Annotated in this window: 14 protein-coding genes; 6 read left to right on the top strand and 8 right to left on the bottom strand. The window is 68.3% G+C overall.

What is annotated here, in order from left to right; all coding sequences use genetic code 11:
• Positions 1-37 precede the first annotated feature (37 nt).
• Together EV186_RS33140 and EV186_RS33135 are read left to right on the top strand one after the other, a co-directional pair.
• Complete coding sequence (locus EV186_RS33140; protein WP_133853459.1) at positions 38-1,693, top strand: AMP-binding protein; 1,656 nt, start codon at positions 38-40, stop codon at positions 1,691-1,693.
• Between the two features lie 3 nt (positions 1,694-1,696).
• Complete coding sequence (locus tag EV186_RS33135; RefSeq protein WP_133853458.1) at positions 1,697-2,848, top strand: acyl-CoA dehydrogenase family protein; 1,152 nt, start codon at positions 1,697-1,699, stop codon at positions 2,846-2,848.
• A gap of 142 nt (positions 2,849-2,990) precedes the next feature.
• Here the strand turns inward: EV186_RS33135 and EV186_RS40315 are convergent, their stop codons facing one another.
• Entirely contained in the window at positions 2,991-4,673 is a 1,683-nt protein-coding gene (locus EV186_RS40315; protein WP_243754426.1) for a right-handed parallel beta-helix repeat-containing protein, read from the bottom strand.
• A gap of 1,199 nt (positions 4,674-5,872) precedes the next feature.
• Here EV186_RS40315 and EV186_RS40620 point away from each other — a divergent pair.
• Positions 5,873-6,178, top strand: coding sequence for a helix-turn-helix domain-containing protein (locus EV186_RS40620; protein WP_133853457.1), 306 nt, complete (start codon positions 5,873-5,875; stop codon positions 6,176-6,178).
• A gap of 34 nt (positions 6,179-6,212) precedes the next feature.
• On the opposite strand, the gene EV186_RS33120 is transcribed toward EV186_RS40620, so the two are convergent.
• The 4 genes from EV186_RS33120 to EV186_RS39200 all read right to left on the bottom strand — a co-directional run bounded on the left by EV186_RS33120 (position 6,213) and on the right by EV186_RS39200 (position 9,898).
• Complete coding sequence (locus EV186_RS33120) at positions 6,213-6,677, bottom strand: nitroreductase family deazaflavin-dependent oxidoreductase (protein ID WP_133853456.1); 465 nt, start codon at positions 6,675-6,677, stop codon at positions 6,213-6,215.
• Between the two features lie 48 nt (positions 6,678-6,725).
• Positions 6,726-8,441 carry a serine/threonine-protein kinase gene (locus EV186_RS33115; protein ID WP_133853455.1) on the bottom strand — a complete coding sequence of 572 codons (1,716 nt, stop codon included), beginning with the start codon at positions 8,439-8,441 and terminating at the stop codon, positions 6,726-6,728.
• Positions 8,438-9,280: a hypothetical protein gene (locus EV186_RS33110; RefSeq protein ID WP_208115907.1), complete on the bottom strand. Its 843-nt coding sequence runs from the start codon at positions 9,278-9,280 to the stop codon at positions 8,438-8,440. The genes EV186_RS33115 and EV186_RS33110 overlap by 4 nt, the downstream gene beginning before the upstream one ends.
• A 225-nt stretch (positions 9,281-9,505) precedes the next feature.
• Entirely contained in the window at positions 9,506-9,898 is a 393-nt protein-coding gene (locus EV186_RS39200) for a hypothetical protein (protein WP_166659449.1), read from the bottom strand.
• 82 nt (positions 9,899-9,980) lie between these two features.
• Between EV186_RS39200 and EV186_RS33100 the strand changes: the two genes are divergently transcribed.
• The 3 genes from EV186_RS33100 (at position 9,981) to EV186_RS33090 (ending at position 12,620) form a co-directional block, all read left to right on the top strand.
• The gene (locus EV186_RS33100; RefSeq protein WP_133853765.1) at positions 9,981-10,241 is read left to right on the top strand and encodes a hypothetical protein; all 261 of its coding nucleotides are present in this window, start codon (positions 9,981-9,983) and stop codon (positions 10,239-10,241) included.
• A gap of 98 nt (positions 10,242-10,339) precedes the next feature.
• A complete protein-coding gene (locus EV186_RS33095; RefSeq protein ID WP_133853454.1) occupies positions 10,340-11,527 on the top strand; it encodes a cytochrome P450 in 1,188 nt (395 codons plus the stop codon).
• 34 nt (positions 11,528-11,561) lie between these two features.
• Positions 11,562-12,620 carry an MBL fold metallo-hydrolase gene (locus EV186_RS33090; protein WP_133853453.1) on the top strand — a complete coding sequence of 353 codons (1,059 nt, stop codon included), beginning with the start codon at positions 11,562-11,564 and terminating at the stop codon, positions 12,618-12,620.
• Positions 12,621-13,367: 747 nt separating this feature from the next.
• Here EV186_RS33090 and EV186_RS33080 read toward each other — a convergent pair.
• From EV186_RS33080 to EV186_RS33070, 3 genes are read right to left on the bottom strand one after another with little or no spacing between them, the layout of a single operon-like run.
• Positions 13,368-13,901, bottom strand: coding sequence for a DUF4265 domain-containing protein (locus EV186_RS33080; RefSeq protein WP_133853452.1), 534 nt, complete (start codon positions 13,899-13,901; stop codon positions 13,368-13,370).
• Complete coding sequence (locus EV186_RS33075; protein WP_133853451.1) at positions 13,873-20,733, bottom strand: RHS repeat-associated core domain-containing protein; 6,861 nt, start codon at positions 20,731-20,733, stop codon at positions 13,873-13,875. The genes EV186_RS33080 and EV186_RS33075 overlap by 29 nt, the downstream gene beginning before the upstream one ends.
• 56 nt (positions 20,734-20,789) lie before the next feature.
• The gene (locus EV186_RS33070; protein WP_133853450.1) at positions 20,790-25,361 is read right to left on the bottom strand and encodes a laminin G domain-containing protein; all 4,572 of its coding nucleotides are present in this window, start codon (positions 25,359-25,361) and stop codon (positions 20,790-20,792) included.
• Positions 25,362-25,623 lie beyond the last annotated feature (262 nt).

Below are 25,623 nucleotides of genomic sequence, written 5' to 3'. Positions count from 1 at the left end.
CCGGTGTCCCCAGCTCGCAACGACGCGGGAGTAGGTCATGAGCGCAGTCGACGTGGTTCCGTCCCCCACGGTCACGGACCGGTATCGGCCGGAGGCGATCCGGGAGTTCCACGAGCGGGGCTGGTGGCGCGACGGCTCGGCCGCGGCGCTGCTCGACCGCTGGGCCGAGGAGAACCCCACCAAGCGTTTCGTCTCCGACGGCAGCGTCGAACTCGACTACGCGACCGTCCGCGAGCAGGCCTACGGGTTGGCCGCGACCCTGGCGCGCAACGGAGTCGCCCGCGGCGACCGAGTCGTCGTGCAACTGCCGAACTGGGCCGAGTTCATCGTGTCCTACCTCGCGATCACCCGGCTCGGCGCGGTGCTCGTGCCGATCATGACCGTGTACCGCGAGGCCGAGGTCGCCCACGTGCTGCGCGACTCGGGTGCCGTCGCGGCGATCACCACCGGCCGGTTCCGCAACTTCGACCACGCCGAGCTGTTCCGCACTCTGCGTGCCGAGCTCCCGCAACTGCGGACGCTGGTGATCGCGCGTGGCAGCGCCGGCGCGGACGAACTCGCGTTCGACGAGGCGTGCTCGGCAGTGCCGGCGGCGGACGAACTCGGGCCGCACCCGGACCCCGACGCTCCCCACGCGATCGTCTACACCTCGGGCACGGAGTCGACCGCCAAGGGCTGCGTGCACACCTGGAACACCATCGACTTCAGTGGTCGCGGCCTTGCCACGGACGTGTTCGAGATGACCCCGGACGACGTGATGTTCATGCCGTCCCCGGTGGCCCACGCGACCGGGCTCCTCGTCGGCGTGCTCGTGCCGCTGGCCGTCGGCGCGGAAACGCACCTGATCGACATCTGGGAACCGAACGAGGGCCTCAAGCGCATAGAGCAGTACCGGTGCACCACCACTGCGACCGCGACCCCGTTCGTCCGGATGGCGCTCGACGCGGCACCCGGCTCCGGGCGGGACCTCTCGTCCATGCGGTTCTGGCTCTGCGCCGGCGCGCCCATTCCCGAAGCCCTCGCCCGAGAGTTCGAGGAGACGTTCGCCGGCGGGGCACTCATGCCGCTCTACGGGTGTTCCGAGGTCCTGGCCGCCACCTGCTGCCACCTCGGCGACTCGATCGAACGACGCGCCGGATCCGACGGCAGTCCCGCGTTGCAAGGCGTGCGCATCAAGCTGGTCGGAGCGGATGGCGACGACGTACCGACCGGCGAGGAAGGCGAGATCTGCTACTGGGGCCCGGGCGCCGTGCTCGGCTACTGGCGCAACCCGGAGCGCACGGCCGCGACGATCGACGGCGAGGGCTGGCACCACACCGGCGACCTCGGCCGCCTGGACGCCGAGGGCTATCTGCGGGTCACAGGACGACTCAAGGACATCATCATCCGCGGTGGCACGAACATCAGCGCCGCCGAGGTGGAGAGCCACGTGATCGCACACCCCGACGTCGCGCAGGTCGCGGTCGTGGGCTATCCGGACGACCGGCTCGGGGAGAAGGCGTGCGCGGTCGTGGTGCCGCGCAAGGGCAGCACGCCCACGTTGGCGGAGATCACCGGGTTCCTGCGCGCCGAGCGGCACATCGCCCCGCACAAACTGCCGGAGCGACTTGTGCTGGTGGACGAGCTGCCGATGACCGCGTCCGGCAAGATCCAGAAGTTCAAGCTGCGGCAGACCGCCATCGAGGAGCGCTGAGAGGTGGAGTTCGCGCTCACCGAACAGCAACAGGACCTCGTCTCGGCGGCCCGCGAGTTCGGCGCCGAGCACCTCGCGCCCGGCTACCGGCACCGCGATCGCACCGCCACCATGGACATGGATCTCATCGCCGAGATGGGCAAGCTCGGCTTCTTCGGCGTCGAGTTCCCCGAGCGGCTCGGTGGTCTCGGCCTGGACTGCCTGACCGCCGGTCTCGTCGTCGAGGCGTTGTTCGCCCACGACATGAACATCGGCTACGTGTCGATCAACGCCTCCCTCGTCGGCCAAATCCTCCGCGAACACGGCCGACCCGAGGTCGTCGAACCGTGGATCGAACGGATGCTGCGCGGCGAGATCCTGCCGTCGATCGCCCTGACCGAGCCCGGCGGCGGCTCCGATGCGGCCACCCTGTCCTTGCGCTCCCGACGTGACGGCGACGACTACGTGCTGACCGGCGAGAAGACGTCGATCACCATGGCCACCCAGGCCGCGTTCTCCGTCGTGTTCGCCCGCACCGGCACCCCGGAATCCCGGGCGCACGGCATCAGCGCGTTCTTCGTGCCGATGGACTCCCCCGGCCTGACCCGCACCGGGTTCGACGACCACGGCAACCGCTGCGTCGGCCGCGGCTCACTGCACTTCGACGAGGTGCGGGTGCCCGCCAGCCACCTTCTCGGCGCCGAGAACAAGGGCTTCGTCCAGGTGATGCAGGGCTTCGACTACAGCAGGGCGCTGCTCGGCCTGCTGTGCCTCGCGGTCGCCCGCCAGTCGCTGGACGAGACCTGGGCATACACGAGGCAGCGCGCCAGCATGGGCGCCAAGCTGTGGGAACACCAAGGCGTGTCGTTCCCCCTCGCCGAGGCCGAGACCCAGCTCGCCGCGGCCCGGCTGCAGTGCCTGCACACGTTGTGGCTCAAGGACAACGGCCGACCACACACCGCGGAAGCGGCCATGTGCAAGTGGTGGGGCCCGAAACTCGCCTACGACGTCGTCAACACGTGCCTGCTCACCCACGGCCACGGCGCCTACTCCACCACGGACCTGCCCTTCGAACAACGCATGCGAGACCTGCTCGGCCTGCAGATCGGCGACGGCACCGCACAAATCATGAAGTTGATCATCGCCCGGCAGCGGGTCCGGGGCGCATCGCGATAGTGACGAGCGTCGCTTTCGGCCCACGAACAACGAGAACCGTCCGATCGCCCGCTGTAGTTCCTCGGTGCGTGCGAAGAACTTCACGACCCCGCCCGCCAGTGGCCGGCCGGGCGAAATCCGGCCGGCCGCTTGACACGCGCGCTCAGGGACCGCACTCCGGTTCCGGGCCTTGGTAACCGTCGCGGGAGGTGTCGTCGATGCCTACCTTGCAGGAGATGTCCGGGCTGAAGGCGTTGTTGTCGTCGATGTGCGCGTCGGTGGAACCGATGTCCAGGCCGATGGCGTGGTCCACGCCGCCGTCGAAGGTGTTGCCGGTCAGCGTGAGGTGCTGGACGTCCTCGACCATGATCTCCTGCGACGCCTGCTTGCTCAGGTAGTAGTTGTCCTTCAACGTGATGTTGTAGGTGTGGCCCTCGCCGTCGCCTTCGCCGTCGTTGGGGCCTTCGGCCATCAGGCCCATGTTGTCGATGTCCTCGCACCGGTTGCCCTCGATCAGCACGTCGTGGCTGGCCGGGGTGTCGCTGGCGAAAGTCTGCATGCAGTCGGCGTGCCCGTTGTCGTTGCTGGTGCCGTGCACGACGTTGTGCCGGATGACCAGGTCGGTGCCGAAGAAGCGGATGCCGTCGCCGTCGCCGCCGGTGGGATTGCTGACGTGCGTGTTCTGCAGCGTGAGGTGATCGCCGGTCAGCTCGACGCCTGGCGCCGACGGACCGTCCATTGTGTAGCCGTCGACCGCGATGAACGAGCCCTCGATGTCGATGCCGCCAACGGCTTGGCCGTCTTTGCCGAGGTAGGTGACCGGCGCTTCGGCCGTGCCGCCCTTGGTCAGCCGCAACCGGTCGCCGGACAGGTCACCGTCGAAGCACACGACGTCGCCGGGCTGGACCGTGCCGAGGTCGTCCGGGTTCGGCACATGCACCGTGCACTCACCGGACGAAGGCGGGGTCGAGTCAGTTGTAGTCGTCGAGGTTGTGGTGGGCACAAGAGTGGTGGTCGACGTAGGCGCCGCTGTCGATGAAGTCGTGGTGGGCGCGGGCGTCGCATCACCGAACAGCACCTGCCGACCCTCGGGAGAATCGAACATGGCGCCACCATCGTGTCCCACATTCGCAACGGTGACGAGTTCGTGTTGCGCGTCCGGATGCTCCCTGTGCAACTGCTCGAAGTACGCCTTGCCGCGTGCCAAGCGATTCGGGCCTTGTGCCATCGCCATACAGGAATCGTCCATGCCGTGGCTGTCGGTCGTATCAGCTTCACCGAGCACATAAGTCACGTGACGGGCGGTGTACCGGGACGCGAGTGCCTGCGCATCCAACCGGCTCATGTACGCATTGCGGTGATCGAGACCGTACTTGTAGTCGTTGTACTCAGAGCACCTCTCCGGTTGACCCACATCCACCGGCCGGTCCCGGTCGAAGTACAGGTACGACGACGGGTTCATGGGAACAAACCTGACCGGCACCTCCAGGTCATCGGGAGCATCGCCGCCGGCCGCGTAACGCTGGGTGAACTGACCGCCCGCGGAGTGCCCGGTCAGCGTGATCGACCGCAGGTTGGGAAAGGCTGACCGGTCACTGAGCTTGGCGAGGATCTCGTCCATCACCGTGAAGGAACTGACGGACGAGCCATCGACAGAGTCCCCACCGTCCTTCCACGAGGTCGCGTCGCCGTTGGTCCAGTACGCGTCGCCGTGGTCGGGATCGTCGTCCTTGGTTTGGAAGAGCGGGGCGATGATCTCCGTAGTGTCCAGAACCTGCGCGTCCGTGGCGGCGGTGACCATGCGGTCGAAGTAGCTCGCCCCGTCGCGGCCGGTGCCGTGCACCACGACGATCGCCTGGGTGGCGGCGCTTGCGCCGGAGAGCGGGAACGTGCCGAAGTAAGGCAGGGATGACCCCTCTGCGAGGGAGATCTGGTTTCTGCAGTCCCCGGAGGACGTGCAAGGCTCGTCCGAGGTGGACCCGACTCCCGCTGTCGCGATCCCAACCGTTCCGCACGCCAGTGCGGTTGTGGCGCTCAGCACCAGAGCAGTCATGAAGCGTTTTCGCATTGAAGTCCTTCCCCGACAACAGATTCCTAGCGGAGACTGCCATGGGAGTCGTAATGCGTGTGACAGAGTGTCCGCATTCGGTCACGCGCGAACCCGCGTCGAAGACAACCATGCCGCACGCGGAAATCGCGGCTACCACAGACTTGTTCTCAGCACGCACTCCGGGGTGGTCCTGTTCGGACAGAGAAGCCACGTTGGCGCACATGTCGATCCGGAGCAGTTGGCCCGCTGATCTCGTGCTCGACCATTGCGTCGATCTCGACGACAGCTTGATCGTGACCAGTTAAGGTCATACCATAAACTAGATGCCTCGGCCGCTGCCGTGACCGTGGCCGATCCCGGACAAGGCCTGGGCCCCATCGCGTCCTCACCAGTACTGTCCACACGATCTGCGTCGCGCTAACACAGGTAGGGGTACCAATGCTTTACCTGTACACACATCACGAGGAGCCCGAAGACCATCCCACACCCGGGCGGCCGACCCGCCGGCCAACGGTTGCCGAGTTGCTCGACCGGGAACGAGATCACGAACGCTCCCCTGCCGGCGCTGAGCGGACGGACAAGGTCCGTGGTGCGCGGGCCCGCCGGATCACGACCATGACCCCCGCCCGAAAGGGCGTCGGCGCTGCTGCCGCACTGGTGGCCACCGCCGCGTGCGTCGTCATCATTGGCCATGACCCCGACGACGGCCGCGGGGCTCAAGAGGAACAGGGGCGCAGCGTCGTCATGCCACAGACCCCACGCCGAACCGAAGCTGCCATCCCTGGTCTCGACCAGTCGCCGAAGCCGAACCGCACCGCCAACCCCGCCAGGTCGACAACAAACCACCACTCCGCACACGACCGGGCAAGCCGGCCAGTATCGACGACTGGCGACGTCAAGCCGCAGTCCGGGAGCGGCGGCAAGACCGGCATCCCCACGGGGGTGCCAGTGGTCCCTAGCTGGATTCCTGGCCTGGGTGGCCTGACCGAGCACGGATGACCTTGGCGCGAACTACTTGGGAAAGACCTGGTCAGGGTGTCACATTTCAGGCACCTTTCCGGGGCCCGCTTCTGTGTCGAACGAGCCTCGGGAGTAGCCGCAAGCAACGGCTCGCGTCGGTCGGCCGGCACAGCACGACCAGTGAACTGGCGCGCAGGCTCAAAATGGCCCCGTCGTCGGCCAGCGAGCACATCCACGTCCTGCGCGACGCCGGCCTGCTCACCAGCAGGCGGCTGGCCAATTCCGTGATCCACTCGTTGACGCCGCTGGGCCACTCCATGCTGACCCTGACCCGCCTGTGACGTAGTCGCGTGCCGCACGCAGCACACCCGACTGTTACTCGAGAGGACCGGGTTCGGCTCCGGGGAGGGGAGCGTCGAGCCGGAAGACCGGGTGCCGCGCCGCGTCGGCGGCGATGTCCTCGTCCGGGGATTCGGTCGTCACGTCGAAGTAGGGCCGGGTCACCGGCACTTCCCGCAGGTACTGCCGCAGCACGGGAACGCTTTCGCTCGGGCTCAACTCTGTCACCCGCAGGATCTGCGTTCGGCCGCCGCGGCTCAGCTCGACCTGACCGGCGGCGCGGGCGTTGCGCACCCAGTTGGTGAGGCCGTAAGCGGCCACGAGCCATCGCTCCCCGTCGCGGCTCATCACGTCGACGGGCGTCGAGCGGGGCGTGCCCGTCCGACGGCCCGCGACGGTGACGATGTGGCGGTACGACTTGCCGATGCCGAGCCGGGTCATCGCCGCGAAGACGCGGTTGACCAGGCGCGTGCCCGCGTTGACCCGATAGACCTTGGCCACCGTCTCCCCCTTCGGTTGCGCACCGCGGCGTGCACGATCACGTCGACGCTACCGCCCGCGGTCGGCGGCGAACCGGGTGGCGAGCACAGCGCCGACGGCGGCCAGCGCGCCCAGCGCCGCCGCGCCGAATGCGTAGCCCACCACCGGCTCGTGCCGGGTGAGCGTTCCCACGAACAACCACACGGCGGCGCCGAACACCAACCCGAGCGGCACCGCCGCGTACGGGGTGGACCGGCGGCGCAACCCGCGGCGCAACCCACGCAGCAAGGATTCCAGGTAGGCGATCGTGAACAACGCGATCAGCAGGCTCCCCGCGCCCATCACGCTGGCCAGCGGCTGCTGCGCGGGCAGCACGGTCAGCCGGCTGGTCACCACGACCTGATCCGGCCGCCGCACCGTCACCTCACCGGTCACCGCTCCCCCGGCCACCCAGCGGGTCACCGCGGGCAGCCGCACCGCCGCCACGAACCGTTTGCCGCGAACGCTCACCGCGCTCGTGGATGCCGAGGCGAGGTCGACGCCCGCCGCGGACAGCGTCAACGACACCTCGCTGGGCTTGGCCGCGCCCACGTCGCCGGACACGGTGACATCACGGGTCAGGTCGAGTGCGTCCGCACCGGTCACCGCGAGGCCACCGAACCCTTGGTGCACCACGGTTTTCGGCGTCGTGACGACCAGCACGACGAGCGCGATCAGCGCCGCGAACGCCCCCAGCGCGGGCGCCAGCGGCCCACGACGTCGTCCGGTGATCAACTCCCGCGCCGGGATCAACGTCCGGTCCCGCAGGTCCATCGCGGTGGCCTGCACCGTCGGGTCGGGTCCGTGCGCACGCACCGGCCGGGTCGGCGCGGTCGCGTCGCCGCCACTCGCGGCCGCCGCGACCACCTGCGGCGCCAGGTGCACCGGAACCCGCGCACGGTCCAGCCAGCCCGCACCGAACACCATCGAGGCGGCGCGGGCGAGGTCGACCGCGAAGTGCTCCGCGTCCCGGTAGCGGCCGGCCGGGTCGCGGGCGATGCTGCGCATCACGACCTCGGCGAGCGGCCGCGGCACGCCGGGGATCGGCCGGGGGTCGGCGAAGATGTGCTGGCGCATCAGCGCGACCCCGCCGCTGCTGCGGTCGTAGGGCAACTCGCCGCACAGCAATTCGTACAACACGGTCCCGGCCGCGTAGATGTCGGCGGCCGGGGTGAGCGCGTTGCCCATCGCCTGCTCGGGCGCGATGTAGGCGGGGGTGCCGAGCACTTCGCCCGCGTGCGTGACGAGGGTGGCTCCTTCGCTCACCACTTGCGCGATGCCGAAGTCGGCCACCTTCATCACGCCGCTGGTGGCGAACAACAGGTTCTTCGGCTTCACGTCCAGGTGCAGCACGCCGGCGCGGTGCGCGGCGTGCAACCCGCCGAGCATCGCCAGGCCGATCGCGCAGGTCTGCTCGGCGGTCAGGCCCTCGGCGCGGAAGCGGCTGTGCACCGTGCCGCCGTCGAGCTTCTCCATCACCAGCAGGTTGCCGTGCTCGGTGTGCAGGTAGTCGTAGACCGGCACGATGTGCGGGTGGTCGAGGCTGGCCAGCACTCGAGCCTCGCGGTCGAACCGCGCGTCGGCACCTTCGTCGCCCGCGAGGCCGGCCGGCAGCAGCTTGATCGCGACCTGCCGGCCGAGCGACCGGTGCACGCCCTCGTACACCTCACCCATGCCGCCGTGCCCGATCTTGCCGCCGATCGCGTACTGCGGCAGGGCCGTGGCGAGCCCTCCGGTGACGGTCATCCGTCCATCCGCCGGGTCGTCATGGCCTCCGTCGGACCCGTCGCCGGGTCGAGGACACCGGTGGTCAAACCGACCGTCAGGTCCCCGTGATAGTCCGCGTCGTCCGCGGGTGCGCCTGCAGGGTGCGGGGTCAGATAACCGAGCAGCAGGGCGGCCAAGCCCGCGCCGAGCACCACCGGGAGCTCCACGAACGGTTCAGGTGCGACGACGCGCAGCACCGACAGGCTCACCACGGCCACCAGCCCGGTGCCGATACCCGCGGGCCCGAACCGCAGCGCACGACGCCACCGGTTGACCGAAAGCCGTTGCCGTGCCAGCGCGAGCAGCGCGGAAGCCCACGCGACGACGGTCAGCACGAGCGCACCGATGCCGAACGCGCCGTAGACCGACCAGACCGAGCCGCGCACGTCGGTGACGGTGGCGACGCCGCCGATGACCTCGCGGTCGCGGTCGACCAGCTGCACCGACGCGGGCAGCAGGCCGACCGCCTGCCCGTCCAGGTCGGCCACGTCCAGCACGAGGGTGCGGGTGACCGAGCTGTGCGCCGGGACGGTGTACTGCGCGGTGATGTCGTAAGCGAAGAAGGTCAGCGCCAGCGCGGTGCCCGAGAACCGCACGCTGCGCACCTGCCGGTCGACGTCGCCGCCGTTGACCGCGGTGATCACCAGCGCCAGCGGCCGGGACGGCTCGACCGCGACGGTACGGTCGGCGATCGACTGACCGTCCACAGTGACCGTCACCGACAGCGGATCGGCCGCGCCGGCGGCGCCGGCGGGGCCCGGTGCGGCCAGGAGCAGACTCGCCGCGATGGCAACCACCGCGCCGATCGAACGTCCCATGGGTAACTCCCGATAGAGCGGGCCCGATAGGGCGGGATGGTACCGGTCGGTACCCCTCGGACCGAAGGATGTGGCTGTGCACTTTTCCAGACGCTTGGTGGGCGCAGCCGTCGCCGCCTGCGCCACCCTCGCCGCCTTATCGTTCGGCGTGCCCGCAATGGCACAGGAGACCGCATCTGTTGGTGTTACACCAAATCAGGGCGCACCTGGAAAATCTTTCGACATCTACTGGAGCGGCTTCAGCGACTGCAGCGGCACCGCCGTGTTCACCTGGGACGGGCAGTTCCTGGTGGACTCCGGCAGCCGCCTGATCGCGGGCAAGGTGTCGACGTCGGTGCCGTCCGGCGCCGCCGCGGGCGGGCACACGATCGTCGGCGGGTGCCGTGGGCGTTCTTTCACGCCCTCCACCGTGTTCACGGTGGTCGTGCCGAGCACGACGAAGACCCCACCGCCGACCACCACGACACCGCCACGCACCACCCGGTCGACGCCGCCGGTCACCACCACGACCACGCCGCCGACGACGACCACTACGACCACCACGACCACAACCACCACCACGACGCCGACCACCACGACGCCTGGCTCACCCACCACGACGACCACAGCCCCGACCACGGCACTGACGTTCGACCGCGAGGTGGTGGGCGCGGGCGATCCGCTCGCCGCGAGTGGACATGGTTGCCCGCCGGGCGCACCGGTGGAGTTGCGCTCCGACGGCCAGGTGATCGGGCACGCGACCGCCGACGCCGACGGGGCGTTCCAGGCGCCGCTGGAGTTCACCACGTTCGCGGCGGGCCGGCACGAGGTCGTCGCCGACTGCGGCGTCGAGCTGACCGGCGCGGTCGAGCAGGTGGTCAGCAGTTCCACCGGCGGCTCGGCGAACGGCGCGACGCTGGCCCTGCTGGTGTTCTTCGTGCTCGCCGGCATCGGCCTGGTGCGCATGCGCGCCGGTAGGTGACGGGGCCACATGGTGATCGACGGCTCGGACCGTACATAGAAAAGAAATAGCCGCGCCCGTTAGAGGTGGAATCGCACGTACAGGGAGGGGTACACGCGATGACCGCCGTCGAACCACGCATGTTGCCGATGGCGCGCACGACGCCGTTCGACCCACCGGCCGAACTGGCGGACCTGCCGCCCATCAGCCCGCTGCGCTACCCGGACGGTCACGTCGGGTGGCTGGTCACCGGGCACGCCCTGGCCAAGGAGGTGCTCTGCGACCAGCGGCTCAGCTCCCGCTTCGAGCTGCGCCACACCGTGCTGACCCGGCAGGACGGCGAGGTGATGAAGCCGCAGCCGACCTTGCCCGGCTTCTTCATGGGCATGGACGCACCCGACCACACGCGGCTGCGCAAACCGTTGGCCGGGCAGTTCACCGTGCGCCGGATGCGGCAACTGGAGCCGCGGATCGCGGAGATCACCCGAGGCCGGATCGCCGCCATGCGGGCGCACGGGTCCCCGGTCGACCTGGTGGCGGAGTTCGCGTTGCCGGTTCCGTCGCTGGTGATCTGCGACCTGCTCGGCGTGGACCCGGTCGACCGCGAGGAGTTCGTCGGCCTGACGTCGCGGGTGCTCAGCCTGGAGGTGTCGCAGGCCGAGGCGCTGGCGGCCCGCGGCGCCATCCAGCGCTTCATGCTGGAACTGGTGCGCGAGAAGCGGATCAACCCCACCGACGACATGCTGAGCGGGCTGGCGCAGAACGCGGACCTGACCGACGAGGAACTGACCGGGATGGGCGGTCTGCTCCTCGCGGCCGGCCACGAGACGACCGCGAACATGCTCGGCATCGGCACGATGGCGTTGCTGCACCACCGCGAGCAGTGGGACGCGCTGCGCGCGGACCCCTCGCTGATGGACAACGCCGTCGAGGAACTGTTGCGCTACTTGACGATCCTGCACTTCGGCACGTCACGCACCGCGCTGCAGGACGTGGAGCTCGGCGGCGTCCAGGTCCGCGAGGGCGACACCATCACGGTGTCGTTGCCGGCCGCCAACCGCGACCCGTCACGGTTCCCCGACCCGGACGTGTTCGACATCAAGCGGTCCACGCAGGGGCACGTGACCTTCGGGCACGGCATCCACCAGTGCCTCGGCCAGCAGCTCGCGCGGATCGAGATGCGGATCGCCTACCGAGCGTTGATGAACGAGTTCCCGAACCTGCGGTTGGCCGTGCCCGAGCAGGACGTCCCCATGCGCAGCCGGATGACGATCTACGGCGTGCACCGGCTACCCGTCGAATGGTGAGCTCACCGCGCCTCGTTCGGCGTAATCTGCTCGCGTGTGCGATGAGCCTGGTGGCGCCGAGGAAGTGCGGGCCGCGACACCCCGGGAGGCGCCCGGGCCGGCGGTGGACCCGATCGCGCTGCAGCCGGTGGACGCGGTCGAGGTCACGGTCCTGGTCGACAACTTCTTCGACGGGTTGCTGACCGGCGGCGAGCGGGTGCGGCGACCACGCCTGGGTTCGGGCGCGGTGGTGCAGGCTGCGCAGTTCGAGGGTGGCGCCACGTTGCCCGGGCTGGTCGCCGAACACGGCTTCGCAGCGCTGGTGACGGTGCGCAGCGGCGACCAGAGCACGACGGTGCTGTTCGACAGCGGGCAGTCGCCGGATGCCATGGCGCGCAACGCGAACGCCCTCGGCATCGGCCTGGGTGACGTGCACAGCGTGGTGCTCAGCCACGGCCACTTCGACCACGTGGGCGGACTCGCCGGGCTGACCGGCCGCCGGGGCGTCCGCGCGCTGCCGATGGTGGTGCACCCGCTGATCTGGACCCGGCGCCGGCTGGCCGTGCCCGGCCAGGACGCGTTGGAGTTGCCGACGCTGTCGCAGCGCGCGCTGGCGGACGAGGGCTACCAGGTGATCGAGCGGCGGGAGCCGTCACTGCTGCTGGACGGCCGCGTGTTGATCACCGGAGAGGTGGACCGCACCACCGAGTTCGAGCGCGGCATGCCGCCGCCGCACCAGGCGTGGACCGGCACCGGCTGGCAGCACGACCCGCTGGTCCTCGACGACCAGGCGCTGGTGGTGCACGTTCGCGACCGGGGTCTGGTGGTGCTCACCGGCTGCGGCCACGCGGGCGCGGTCAACATCGTCCGGCACGCGTCGCGGCTGACCGGCGTGCCGCGGCTGCACGCGTTGATCGGTGGGCTGCACCTGAGCGGCCCGGCGTTCGAGCCGATCATCCCACCGACGGTCGCCGCGTTCGCCGACCTCGCACCGGACCTGCTGGCGCCCGGCCACTGCACCGGCTGGCGCGCCCAGCACGCCCTGGCCGCCGGCCAGCCTGATGCGTGGGTGCAGAGCAGCAGCGGCACCACCTACCACCTCACGGCCGCCTAGCTGGTGTCCGGGCCCGACGGGCTGACGCGCGCGGTTCTACGGGCACACCACCACCTCCACAAAGGCGGTTTTCGGACGCGGGTCCGGCTTCACCGGCCCGATCCTCGGCCCGACCGTATTCGGATTCGCGACCTTCACCGGAGTCACCGTCTTCTGAACGAGCGCTCGCGTTTACCGCCAAGTCTGCGCGGATATAGTCCTGTAGCAGTGCAACCCTGTGGCGCGACGCGGGATCTGGCGCGTGGCCTCGTCGTACCTCGGTGTCGTCGCCGCAGGAGTCAACAGTGGCGACCAAGCCGCGCCGATGCGGTATCGGCCACCACCTGCCAGCTGTCCCGAGAAAGCGTTTGCGGAACGTCTTCTGGAGTATTTCGGTGCGGCGTGACCTGCAGCCTGATCTACTCGTCAGAGTCCTCGGCCAGCTGAGACAACAGCTCTCGGGTCAGCTTCCGCTTCATCACGATAGCCGCCCGCAATGCGGAAACTCCTGATCCCCTCCGTCGTTGTGGACGAGGACCGCAGTCGTCCCGGCTGAGACCATGTAGGCGTGGACATCGTCCACGGTCAGGTTGCGGACCGGGACGGAGAAGTTGACGTGGTCGACCGACACCCGACCGGGTGCGAGCCATCGAGGCTGTCGAGTTGCACTCGGGTCGAGGATGACCAAGCGGCCCCGTCGGCCGTGTAAATGCGATGCTTGGATCGGTCCGCATCCGCTGCTCGGCGAACTCTTGAGGTTCGTTGGCGCTAATCTGGCAGTTCGACTTCGCTACGATGCTCTCTCGCAAGAGCACCTTCTTCTATGCCGATCTTGCCTTCGTTTGCGAGAGCCAGAAGCGCGGTTCTCAATGACGAATAGTCGACCTGCACAGGAACATCGATTGCCCAGAGAATGCCCGCCCGGTCAATCTCCCAAGAGCATCCGAAGACCCCGAACAGCGCGCCAAGCCGATCCCCAGCATCCTCACTTTTGAGGACAACGCGCACCGTGGAGTGACCGGATTCGGATACAAACTCCTCGAAAACGAACTCCCTGCGCTCGTGGTCGGCTCGGATCCGCACAATATCACCGAACGCCACCCCCTTGATGTAGAAAGGCGTGTTCCGAACCTCGACCTCCCAGCGGACCGATGTCTTCGCCGTCCACAGCCGCTCCGATGCCGCTCCTGCCCACTCCGCAACCCCATCGGGCAGATCGAAGGCGACCTTGAACAGGCGCTCCTGCTCCCTTCCCGTGCTTGATTCACCAGTACTAGGGTTCAAGATATTCTCGGAGTTCATTGTCCCACTGTTCTAGAGGTTTTATATCTTTGCTGCGATTGCATCGCCGACAGCTCGCAGCACCATTGTGCGCACCTCCGTGCCCACCGTCGGCCCGCGAGACGACGTGGTCGATCTGCGCATCATCAGGCTGGCCCCGGACCGGATTCCCATTTGCGTCCCGCGAGGCTCGCCGATAGATCTGTTGCCCACAGTAATCACACCGGTGCACGCCACCATTCTTGGCGGCGTTGGCGTCGTAGACCTTCTGCCGCTCAGCGTCCGTGAAGTCCAGACCTGCCCTGTCGCAGTTGTGGACGAGGATCGAGATAGTCCCTGCGAGCACAGTGTAGGTGTGGACGGCATCAATGGTGAAGTTGTGGACCAGGACAGCCACGGTGACGTGGTCCACCGACACCACTACCGGGTGGGTTCCGTCCAGGCTGTCGAGGTGGTCACCGACCGGGAGCTGGGCGATCGGGACCCAGCCGTGCTGGTCGTCGTCCCAGACCGGGTGCCAGTCGGTGGCCTGCAGCGTTGCGATCGTGCCGTCGGCGCCGCGGATGGTCAGGACGGTCTGGGTGAACTCGTCCGTGTGAACGAAGGTGGCGACTACCTTTCGGACCGTGGTTTTACCGGTGGCCGGGTCGGTGGCCTTGACCTTGTCACCCAGGTGCAGCGACTCGATCGGCTTGTGCGAGCCGTCGGCCATGACGACCTGGGTGCCGGGCACGAAACTGTTACAGCCAGCCGGCGCTTCCCTGCCACCGCTATCGCCACTGGCGTGGTCGCGTTCACCGGCTCCGCCGGCGTTATCCGACTTGCCGCCCGCCTTGGCATCCTTCGTGGCCTGGCGAACCCGCGCCGCTTCCGCTTGAGCTTCGGCCCTAGCACCAGCAGTGGCCTCGTTCGCGGCTCGGTTGGCGTCGTTGAGGACGCGTTCCGTATCGACGATGACCTTCTCAGCCCGAGCCACGTCCTTTTTGAACGTGATCAACGCCCGCGCACCACGCCAGAAACCGCTGATGATCTCCGGAGCCTTGAAAGCCTTCGTCCACGGAATCAGGTTGATCAACGTCATCACGCACGAGCCGAAGTTGCCGTCGGCGAAACAGCCCTGGATGTCGTCCCAGCCGATCAGGCTCTTGACCAGCTCACCCGCCGCATCGACGAACACCTGGAACTTCGACTTGTGCACAATCGCGACCGCCTCGCGATGCGCATTCCCCGCCGCCTCGACCTCAGGAGTTGGCGTCGAACTCTTACTGCCATCACCGCCACCATGCGAGATGCCTGGCATGTTGTAGTCCGGGCCCATGTCCCAGCCGATGATCTCGCCACTCGGGTCGCTCGAGGTCGCAGGCGCGTTGTTGGCATAGGCGTACCCGTTCCACTGCTGCGGATCGCCTTGATCCAGCAGCGGGTCGGCCTTGGTGAAACGGCCGGTCGACGCGTCGTACTCACGCGCACCCAGATGGGTCAGGCCCGTGGTGTCCTGGTAGCCGCCGACGAAGCCGTGCTTGTCCACCCACGACGGCGGCGGCGTCCCCCGGGTATTGCCGAACGGGTCGAAGTGACGGCTCGTCGTCGTCAGCGTGCCGGCCTTGATCGACAAGTCACCCGTGCCGTGTTGGTCACCGACCATCCAGGTCAGAACGCCCGATCCCGACTTCTCGGCGACCAGACCGCCCCCGTGTTCGTAGAAGCGGGTCGCGGTCACGGTGTGGGTGCCGGCGGCCTCGAACAACTCCAGGTCACCAACGCTGATGGTGATGCCGCTGGGATCGTGGGTGACCAAACGGTCGCCGTCGGCGGAGTACACATAGATCGAGTTGCCCGACGGGCTCGTCGACGAGGCCAGGTGACCCTCGTCGTCGTAGCCGAAGGTTTCCGTGTCGCCGCCCACGTCCCTGGTCTTCAGGTCGCCGGACGCGTCGTAGGTGTAGGTGTCCTGCGCGGTCCCGTTCGGGCCCACGGTCGAGACCGACTGCAACTGGTGCGGGCCGGACGACTGGGCACCGGAGGCCGGGTAGGCGTAGGTCTTCGTCACGTCCCCGGCCACGTTGTGGTCGACCTCGGACGTGCGGTTGCCGGTCTTGTCGAACGCGTAGGACTGCCAGTACGGCGCCACCCCGCCGAGGGCGTCGGCCGCGGGCTGCGTGCCGCAGTCCCCGGACGCCGGCGTCCACGCCTGCGACATCCGGTCCAGGTAGTCGTAGGCGAAGCACTGCACGTCGGGTGCCTGACCCTCAGGCGCGTCAGCGATCCGGGTGACCTTGCCCGCGTCGTCGTAGCCGTAGGTGCGCAGGGCCACCGTGTGGTTGACCTGCTTCGCCCGGTCGACCTGGGTCGTCAGCGGGCGCCGCGTGCCGTCCTGGTAAGTCTGGGTGATCCAGACGTTCGCCGTCGACTTCTCCCCGTCCAACTGCATCCTGGACACCTCGTTGAACGAGGTGTAGTCCGTTTCGGACACCAGCGGGGTGATGGCCTCGCTGGTGGGGTCGACTGCGTAGGTCGTGGCGGGCAGACCGGTGGCGGTGTAGGTGTGGACGACCGTCTCGGCGTTCAGGTTCCCCGCCGCAGGACTGCCCGTTTCGGCGACCGCTCCGGTCGCGGTGTAAGTCGTGGTGAACTTGTAGGACTTGCCGCCGAGCTCCGCACCTTCCACGGTGGGGATGTCGACCTGGGTGGCCGTCGGGCGGCTGAAGACGTCGTAGGAGACGACCTTGTTCACGTACTTCGCGGTGCCCACGTAGCGGGTCGACGCCACCGGCAAGCCCTTGCCGTGGGTCAACGTGTCGTAGGTCCAGCTCGCCAGCTTCGTGCTGTCCGAGACCGTGCCCGCATACTCGGCCGTCCGCCGATCGAGCTTGTCATAGGTGTAGACGAGCTTCTTGCCGCGTCCATCCGTTGTGGACACCAGATTGCCCGCGGTGTCGTAGGTGAACGTCGAGTCGCCGGCGTCCGGGTCGTGCTGGGAGATCTTGCGGCCGCGCAGGTCATAGCCATAGCGCCACACGTTGCCCGACGAGTCGGTCATCGAGGTGACGGCGCCGCCCGCGTTGTAGGCGTAGGTGGTGACGTCCGCAGGGTTCTGAGCGCCGACTGTGTACCCGTTGGTGTACTGCAACTGCTGCAGCACATTGCCTTCGATGTCGGTGACCGTCGTTTGTGGATTGCCGCCGGGCGGCGGGATCACGGTGGTCCGGTCACCGCCGTAGATCACGCTGCTGTGCCACTGCTCCGCACCCTTGCTGCGGTAGGTCGACTTGACCGGCCGGCCGCGGCCGTCGTACTCGACGACCGTCTGGTTGGGAACGTCGTTGTCGGCCACCGCAACGAGCGTCGCGGTGGGGCCGGAGTCGCTGTTGAAGTAGGCGTTGTTGGTCTTGACCTGCAGACCACGCGAGTCGTAGATCGAGTCGGCGACGACCCGGCCGCCACCCTGCCCGGGCGTCTGGGTCTGCCGCAACCGGCCAAGCCCGTCGTAGATCGCATACGACGATGTGTAGTTCCCGTCGTCCTGCACGGACTTGGTCAGCACGGCGTCCGGGACGGTCCGGCTGTCGGTGTAGGAGAACTGGGCGGACGCCGACGCTCCTGCCGACTTGCTGCGCCCGGGTGACCAGACGGCGGTCTTGCGGCCGAGCGCGTCGTAGGTGATGTCGGTCGACACCCCGTTCACGTCCACCGACTTCGTCGGGTAACCCCGTGACGTCTCCAGGGTCGTGGTCGACTGCCAGCCCAGCTGGTTGGTCTCGGTGATCGCGGTGACCGGGCCGCCGGTCGCCGGCGTGAACGCCGTGGTGGTCTGGTTGTCCTCGATGTCGGTCGAGGTCAGCTGGCGCCCGTACTTGTCGTACGTGTTGCGTGCGGTCGCCACGAAGTGCGGACCGGTGGCGTCCCACGTGTCCAAGGTCTCGACCTTGGTGATGTCGCCGGTGTCCGGACCGGTGCCGAACGCGTGCCCGTCGTATGACGTGCGCACATCGGTGATGACGTTCGTCGCGGAAGCCGTGCCGGAGCACAGACCCGCGAACATGACGACCTCGGACGCCCGGTCGAGCAGGCCCTTGGCGGTGTTTGGCGCGTACGTGGTCTTCGTGCACGTGTCGTCGCCCGGCACGGCGACGTCGCCCTGGTTCTCCTGGCTGGTCACCAAGCCCAGGTCGTCGAAGGTGGTGACGACCTTCGTCCGGCGGAAGCTGCCGTCGCCGAGCAAGGTCCGGCCGCGCACGGTCGACACCAACTGCCGGTACGCCTTGAGCAGCCCGTCGGTGCTCGTCGCGATCGGGCCCTTGAGCCACGGGTCGCTGATCGAGGCGGACTCCAGGGTGGTGCCGCGGTAGGTGCGTGACTCACGGGCGAAGCCTTGCAACGGGTCCTGGTCGACGATCGTGCCACCGTCGAGATCGGCGACCGGATCGGGGTGCCGCACGCCCGACGGCAGGTGGTCGCCGTCCATGCCCCGCAGGTAGAGCGTCTCGCTGATCAGCTGCGCCGTGCCCGGCTCGCCCACGGTCGTGCGCACCGTCTGGTAGCCGCGCCACTCGCCCCACGTCTTGTACTTCGCGGGCGTGAACTCGCCCTCGTCGTAGTGCCAGGCCGCGCCGCCGAGGTAGTCGTAGTGGGTCTTGACGTCCGGTGCGCCGCCGGTCTGGTCGACCTGGACGACATCGGTGACAACGTACTTGTGGAACCAGTCCAAGACCGGGTCCGTGGCGGTGGGCGGGCTCCAGTACGAGGCGTAGCACCGGAACTCGTCGGCCTGCGGTGACGGAGGCATCTTGCTGCCGGGTACGCAGTCCGGTGCCGAATAGGCGACGCCGAGGTAGCCGCCGGTCTCGTTGGCCACCCCGATGATGCGATAGCGGGTGATCGGCGAGTAGTCGTCGTTCGACGTGTCCACGCGGTTGGCGAAGATGTAGCCGGAGAACGAGGTCGGCTGCAACGTGATGCTGCCGCCGTCGCCCTTGCCGGTGTGCGTGATGTCGGCCAACCACAACGAGGACGGCGACGCGTCACCCGTGCCGGGGAAGCTCTGGCGCAACGCCCATACGTCCACGTCGGCGAAACTGCCGCCGCCGGTGCTGACCTGGCTGTGCACCGCGGTCAGCCGCTTGCGGGTGAAGAACGCCGCCGACGCGCTCGTGCAGGTCGCGCCCTGCGCGCAGAGCTGGTCGAACGGCACGTCCGGCCAGCGGTAGGCGGTGTCCTTCTTCAGCTGCGCGGGATCGCAGGCGAACCCGCTGTCCGGCAGGCAGCGCTCGGCCACGTCGAACTTGACCCGCGCCGTCGCCGGGTCGACCGTGCCGTCGGTGTTGACGTGCAGGCCGTAGTCGATCCGCAGCGGATAACCGCCGACGGTGTACTCGGTGCCATGACCGTTGGGGTCGAGGTTCAGCGCGTAGTTGTTCTTCTCCGGCTGGTAGTAGTAGGTGGCGAGATTGCCGTGCGGGTCGACGGAGTAGTCGAGGTTCCACCGCCACGCCTGGTTGCACCACGAGCCCGCGAAATCGCCTGCGTGGTAACAGGGTTCGCCCTCGTTGTTGCCGAACACCGGGACGGTCCATGCCGATTGCGTGGTCGGGTCGCCGTCGGACCAACCGGGCACGCGGTTGGAACCGAAGACGTACTTGGTGCCGTCAGTGGTCGTGACCTGCCAGTACTGCCCGTTCCACGCACCGTTGGCCGCACCGGACTTCAACTCGATCGTCGAACCGTCGTCGGTCTTGGCGTGCCAGTCGCCGCTGTCCTTGTCTTTGACCAGCTCGGTGGACCGGCCACCGAGCACCAGGGTCGCGTTGTCCACGCCCCAGCACTGATCACCCGTCTTGGTCTGCCCGTTGTTGCCGCCGAGGTCCTCCGCGCAGGACTTGTAGTGCCGCTCCAGGTAGCCCCCGGTGCTCAGGTCCCAGCCATCGCCGACGATCGAAGCCTGGTTGTTGGTGGCCGACGTGCGCCCGTCGACCATGCCGGAGGAGTAGCTCAGCCCGACGGACAGCGTCGTGCCGTCGACGCTGGGCACCGTGCTGAACGGGTAGCTGTAGTTGAAGTCACCCGACGACCCACCGGCCGACCACGACCCGGCCGGCGACAACGGTTGCGCGGTGAGGTCACCCGCCGACCCGGACGTACCCGCCGTCGCCGCCAGCACATAGTTGTCCGATGTGGACATCGTCAGCTCCGCGGACACGGTGTGCGCCCCGCGGTTGTTGTCCGGTGCCGGAAGTACGGTCTGCGTCCGGCAGGACGGCTTCTGCGGCGTCGTCAACGCGCACGCGGGCAACCGGACCAGGCGCAGCCGATCAGCCCAACCGCCGCCGTACGCGTCGGCGAAGGAGCCGTAGTCCACGCTGACCCGCACCGGCGCGTGCGCAGCCGCTCCCGGGGTGTCCCGCACCGAGAAGACCACACCGGACAGGCCCAGCTTCGTGCTGGCCGACTGGTCGGTGACGTGCAGGGCGACCTTGGCCGGCGCCATCGTCGCCGTGGCCGTCGCCGCTTTGGCGTAACCCACCCGGATCGGCGTGTTCGGCGCAGCCGACTGCACGCCCGCGCCCTTCGCTTGAGCGCCGGTGGCCAGCGCGACCTCCGCATCGGTCGCGGCCGGCCAGTGTGGCTGCACCCGTGGCCGCTTCGCCGCCTCGGCGGCCTTGTCCGCCGGGAGCGGCCGCGTCGGCACGTTGTGGACGGCAACGCTGCGTTCCTTCTGCAGCGCGGGCAACGACCACCCCAGTCCCTGCTTCTCCGGTGGCGTGGCCAATGCGTCCTGTGTGGACACCAGCAGCACCAGCGCGGACACCGCCGCGCACAACCGGGTGAAGCGCCCGAACCGCGAGCGAACACTCATGTCAGGTCCCCAAGTAGCCGGAGGGAATAGGAGGAAGTGCCTTCAGAACCCCGGGTTCAGGGGTGATCACGCAGCTGGTGCAGCGATATGTCCTCACCGGAGAGCACGCCCGAGTACAGCCGGACGCCTCGAACGTCGCCGTACCACGGGTCGGCGTCCTGGGCGACCCACCGATCGCCACCGATGAGCAACTTGGACAGAACGTCGTGACCGCTCCAGCCAGGAGGGCCGGTCACGCAGGCGGGCGTGAACAAGATGCTGTCTGTTGCCGCGTAAAGGCAAACGGTGTTCGACTCGGCGTCATAGGTCGCCGCCAGGTGGGTCCACGTGTTGTCCTGCGCGTCGACCGACATGGTGTCGAACCAGCCGGTCGGGTGGGCCACCGTCGTCGAGGGATCGGTGAACACAAAGCTCCACCGCGGATGGACGTTGCCGTCAGCATCGTGGATCCCGCGATACCCCAACAGGAATGGGGAGAATTCGCTGTCGTCGAGCGCCACCGCGGTCCGAGCGGTTACGTCGGCGCCATTGGTGTTCGCCGGATCGCGACCGCGTGCGGCCTCCGCGTCCTGGTCGGTCCAGGTGTGCCGCACCCACGCCTCGACCGTGAAGCTGCCATCGGTGCGCAGGTCCGCCGGTCGTGGCGCGGTGAGCCGGCTCGCGCGGACGCCGTTGAAGTGGGCGAGCGGGACGCCTTCGTCGTCGACCATCAGCGAAGCGTTCCCCGAGGCCGTGGTCACCGCGTCGGACACGCTGTCGTGACCGACCCGGGCGAGGGTGGCGACCTGACCGCCGTTTAGCGCCTCGCCGAACACCCGGACCTCGTCGATCGTGCCGTGCACGTTGTGGATCAGTTGGCCGTTCCACTCGTACGACCCGATGGTGAACGGACCGGCAGCGTTCCACGGACTCCCGTTCGGTGGGGCGTACCTCGCGTCGAGCACGCCATCGACGTACAGGCGGAGCTCTCCGGTGGGCCGGTCGAACACGACCGCGAGGTGAGTCCACTTGCCGACCTGCGGCGTCGCCGTGCCGATGGCGTAGTCGATCGTGGCGTCGGTCGCGTCCGACCGCGGGATGCCGAACGCCCAGTGCTTGATTCCCGGGTCGTACCGCAACAGGAAACCAGACTGCGTGGTTCCACGTTGCCCGAGCACGCCGTAAAAGTAGTTGTCGACGTCGTCGAGCTTCACCCACGCCGAGGCCGAGAAGCTCTCACCGGTGTCGACCACCGGGCCCGCGGTGGCCAGGTACCCGGTGCCGTCGAGGTGCACGCCACCCGCCGTCGAACCCGGTCCCCAGCTCACGGTCCCGGTGGCGGTCGCGTCCATACCGTTGCCGGACGCGTCCGTGGCGGTCGTCCCGTCCGTCTCGTCCAAGTCCCAGGACGCCACGGCCGAGGGCAGCGTGCTGGGGTCGGCTTCGGTGAGTTGGTAGTTGGCCCGCAACACCGGGGTGTTCGCCAGGCCGGTCGCCTCCGCCGGGGCCAACGCCCGGTCCCAGACCTGGACCTGGTCGATGCTGCCCGCGAAGTAGTGGCTCAGGGTGCCGGTCCGCACGGCCGCGCCGACCGTGAACGGGTTCGCCGATTGCCAGGCGGTGCCCGCCGGGATGGTCACCTGCGATTCCTTGACGCCGTTGACGTAGAGGGCCAGGGTCCCGGAGTTCGCGTCGTAGACGCCGATCAGGTGCGTCCAGACGCCCAGCGTCGGCGGGGCCGCGCTCACGGCTCGGCGCTGATCGTCGTACCCAGACGTCTCCGGCATGGCGATGGTCCACCGGTCGATTGCCTTGGCGTAGTACAACTCTGCGCTCGGCGCCTGTGGGCTGTTCTGGCCCGCGATCGCCCGGTTGGTGGACTTGTCGGTCAGCTTGGCCCACGCCGAGATGGTGAAGCTGCGGCTGGTGTCCACGGCCGGACCGTCGACCTGGCCGGCGGCGGTCGTGCCGTTGCCGACGAACGCCTGGCCCTGCGATTGCCCGATCGAGTCGTCGGTGCCGGAGCGCGCCGGAGCGTTGCTGTAGCCCGTGCCGAGCGTGGTGCCGGGCAACCAGTTGAGCCTACTGTCCACACCGGACGCGTCGACCAGTGTGTCGTCCAACTTGTACTCCCGGTGCGCGGTCAGTCCCGTCGGTACACCGGTGTTGCCGTACAGCGTGGTGACCTCGGCCGCCGTGATCGCCCGGTTGAACACGGTGACCTCGTCGACCGCACCGGCGAGCTGGTTAGTGCGCCCGCCGTTCGCCTTGCCCGCACCGATCACCAGGGAACCGGTGGAGGCCACCCCGATCGCCGGGACTGTCGCCTGCGCCTGACCGTTCACATACAGCGTCGCGGCGTGGGTTGATGCGTTGTAGACGCCGGTGAGGAAGGTCCAGGTGCCGGCTTGGGGCGTGCTGGTGGACTCGGCCGTCGCATAGGCCGGATCACCGCTCGTCTGGGTGGCGACGGCGAAGCCCCAGTGGTTGGTCGCCGCGTCGTACTGCAGGGTGTACGCGCTCGCGGTTGTCCCGTCCTGGGACAAGATCACCTGTTTTCCCTGCAACTGATCGACCGACACCCAAGCGGCGACGGCGTAGGAGTTCTCGACGTAGCTGACCGCGGACGCGGTCGCGAAGTAGTCGCCGGGCTGGCCGCTGAGCCGCGCGGCGTCACCGAGCTTGCCTGCGCCGAAGTCGCCCGTGCCCAACCCCGCGTAACGCAAGCCAGGCACGGAGGATGCCCCGTCGCCCTCGAACTGCCATGACGCATTCGGCGGGTTGGCATCTCCGGCGATGAACGTGTAGTCCACTCTGGACGATGGGGTGCGCGCTCGGTTGCACGACCACGCACTGAGCACGTGCGTGCCCTTGGACGGCGGCGCGATCGCCGCGGTCGCCGGGCCGTTGTACCCGGCGGCCGGAGCCGTTCCCGGCTCGGTGCCCTGACAGTTCGGGGTGGCTGTGTTGTCGATCTTCCAGACGTAGTGATCGACTGGCGTCGGCGATCCCGTGACGGTGAAAGTGAACGAACCGGCTTCGCCCGGGCCACCCGCGGGCACGTTGGGCAGGTAGAGGTCCGAGGTCACCGACGGCGGAGCCGGGGGTTGCAGTTCCAGTTCGAACTCGCACGGTGCGGAGCTGCCCGGCGAGTAGTCCTTGCCGTCGTATGCCCGAGCAGTGAACTTGTACACGCCGTCGGTGGCGAGCTTGCTGGACGGGAACGTGACCTGGGCGTTCGGGTGGGCCGAGTTGCTGTCGCTTGGCACGTTGTCGATGCCGGTCTCGCCGAGGTCGGTGGTGCCCTTGTAGAGGTGGAACCCGGCCCACAGCATGCCGCCGTCCGCGTCGGACACATTGGCCTTGCCGACGTAACCGGTGCTCGTCGGTCCGAGCACCGGACGATTGGCCCCGGTGACACACGGGAACTGCTGCGTCCCGTTGTAAACGTGCGGGTTGCGCGGGTTGTTCGGCTTCGTGTTGTACGTGACGCTGAAGCCGACCTCCTTCGAGAACTTGCGCCAACTGTTGTTCAGGTCGTTCTCACTGCTCGCCCGGATGCTGAAGGTGAACGTCGGGCCGCCGGCGTCGGTGAGCTCCTGGATGATCGACGTGACGTTGAAGCCCTTCCCGCCCGAGCACGCGGTGACGGTGCCGATGGCGGCAGCGGTGCTCGGGCTGCCCCAGCCGTCGCCGTAGTGGATCGAGTTCGAGCGCAACACAGTGCTGCTGGATGGGGTCGCCGTCCGGCAGTTCATGATCGACAACGTCAGTTGTGCCCCGATTATCTGCTTGCCGGCCAGACCGCCGAGGTTCATCTCGACGAACGAGCGAGCGGTGACCAGCGAGCTGCTGCAGGTCGCGTCCGGATCGTCGATGTACCCGGTGGCCAGCGCATCCGCGCTGTCCCAGGGGTGTTCGCCGGGAGTCCGGCCCGAACCGCAGGCGTACTCCACCAAGTAGTGGTTGCGGCCACAGCTCGAGCAGTACTTGGCCTGCCACGTCGGGTCGATGTAGAGCGGGTAGGTCACCGAGTGGTCGGCGAGCATGGCCGCGTCGGGGCTCAAGGAGACCGTCGAGCCGTGGACAGCGGTCGCGACGGCCGCCGTGCGCCCTTGCGGGGCTGGGGCGAGTAGCAAGTCCTGGTCCTGCGCCTGCACGCCGGAGGAGTCCCACATCGTCGCCGGCGGGGCCTGGAACACCTCGGCGCCGGACCGGTCGCGCACGTGCAGCGAACCGTCGGAGTCCCTTGACAGGGTGCCGTTGCGCAGCGGCACCGGCATGGTCAGCTTGCGCAGGACGGGGTTGGCCGCGGCCTGCGCGTTCTTGACCACGAGCACCTCGTGCACCGCGTCCACGGTGGTCTCCACCGACAGGTCCACGCCGGGAAGGACCTCGGGGTAGGTGGCGACGGAGCCCTTCACCTGCGGTGCGGGCAGGTCGCCGGTCCAGTCCAAGCCTGTGGTGACGCCATTGGCGGTGAGGCTCAGCAACGGCTCGTCGCCGGAGCCCGAGGCGAGCCGAACGTCGGCGAGTGTCGCCTTGGGCGCAAAGCTGTGGTCCGGCCGGGCGACGAGGGTGCTGTCCGCAGGGACCCACCCCGCACCGCGGCGGAGGCGGACCGGCGACGGCGACTCAGTTCGAGTCATGGTGCCATCAGGATTGGCCACCACTTCGGACGTTTCGGACGTTTCCGAGTCCACTCTGACCGATTTGCCAGCCTGCGCGGCATACCGTGCGGCTGTGGATTCATCGGGAGCCGAAGAGGGCACCGGCGCCGGTGTGGCCGCCGCCACAGGAGCGGCCAAAACCCCAGGTACCAAGCCGAAAACGAGCGCCGCAGACACGACGACAGCGCGGAGTCTTCGCGTTTTGGGCGCGCATGAAGACAGGCCGGACTGCACAGATCCC

This window comes from Labedaea rhizosphaerae (assembly GCF_004362825.1).
In the GTDB taxonomy this organism is placed as follows: domain Bacteria; phylum Actinomycetota; class Actinomycetes; order Mycobacteriales; family Pseudonocardiaceae; genus Labedaea; species Labedaea rhizosphaerae.
This window is presented reverse-complemented; position numbering and strand designations above follow the sequence as displayed.

Coding starts and splice junctions, on each gene's coding strand:
- EV186_RS33140 (WP_133853459.1), top strand. CDS start 38: ATGAGCGCAGTCGACGTGGTTCCGTCCCCCACGGTCACGGACCGGTAT.
- EV186_RS40620 (WP_133853457.1), top strand. CDS start 5,873: ATGACCTTGGCGCGAACTACTTGGGAAAGACCTGGTCAGGGTGTCACA.
- EV186_RS33115 (WP_133853455.1), bottom strand. CDS start 8,441: ATGACCGTCACCGGAGGGCTCGCCACGGCCCTGCCGCAGTACGCGATC.
- EV186_RS33110 (WP_208115907.1), bottom strand. CDS start 9,280: ATGGGACGTTCGATCGGCGCGGTGGTTGCCATCGCGGCGAGTCTGCTC.
- EV186_RS33095 (WP_133853454.1), top strand. CDS start 10,340: ATGACCGCCGTCGAACCACGCATGTTGCCGATGGCGCGCACGACGCCG.
- EV186_RS33080 (WP_133853452.1), bottom strand. CDS start 13,901: ATGAACTCCGAGAATATCTTGAACCCTAGTACTGGTGAATCAAGCACG.
- EV186_RS33075 (WP_133853451.1), bottom strand. CDS start 20,733: ATGAGTGTTCGCTCGCGGTTCGGGCGCTTCACCCGGTTGTGCGCGGCG.
- EV186_RS33070 (WP_133853450.1), bottom strand. CDS start 25,361: ATGACTCGAACTGAGTCGCCGTCGCCGGTCCGCCTCCGCCGCGGTGCG.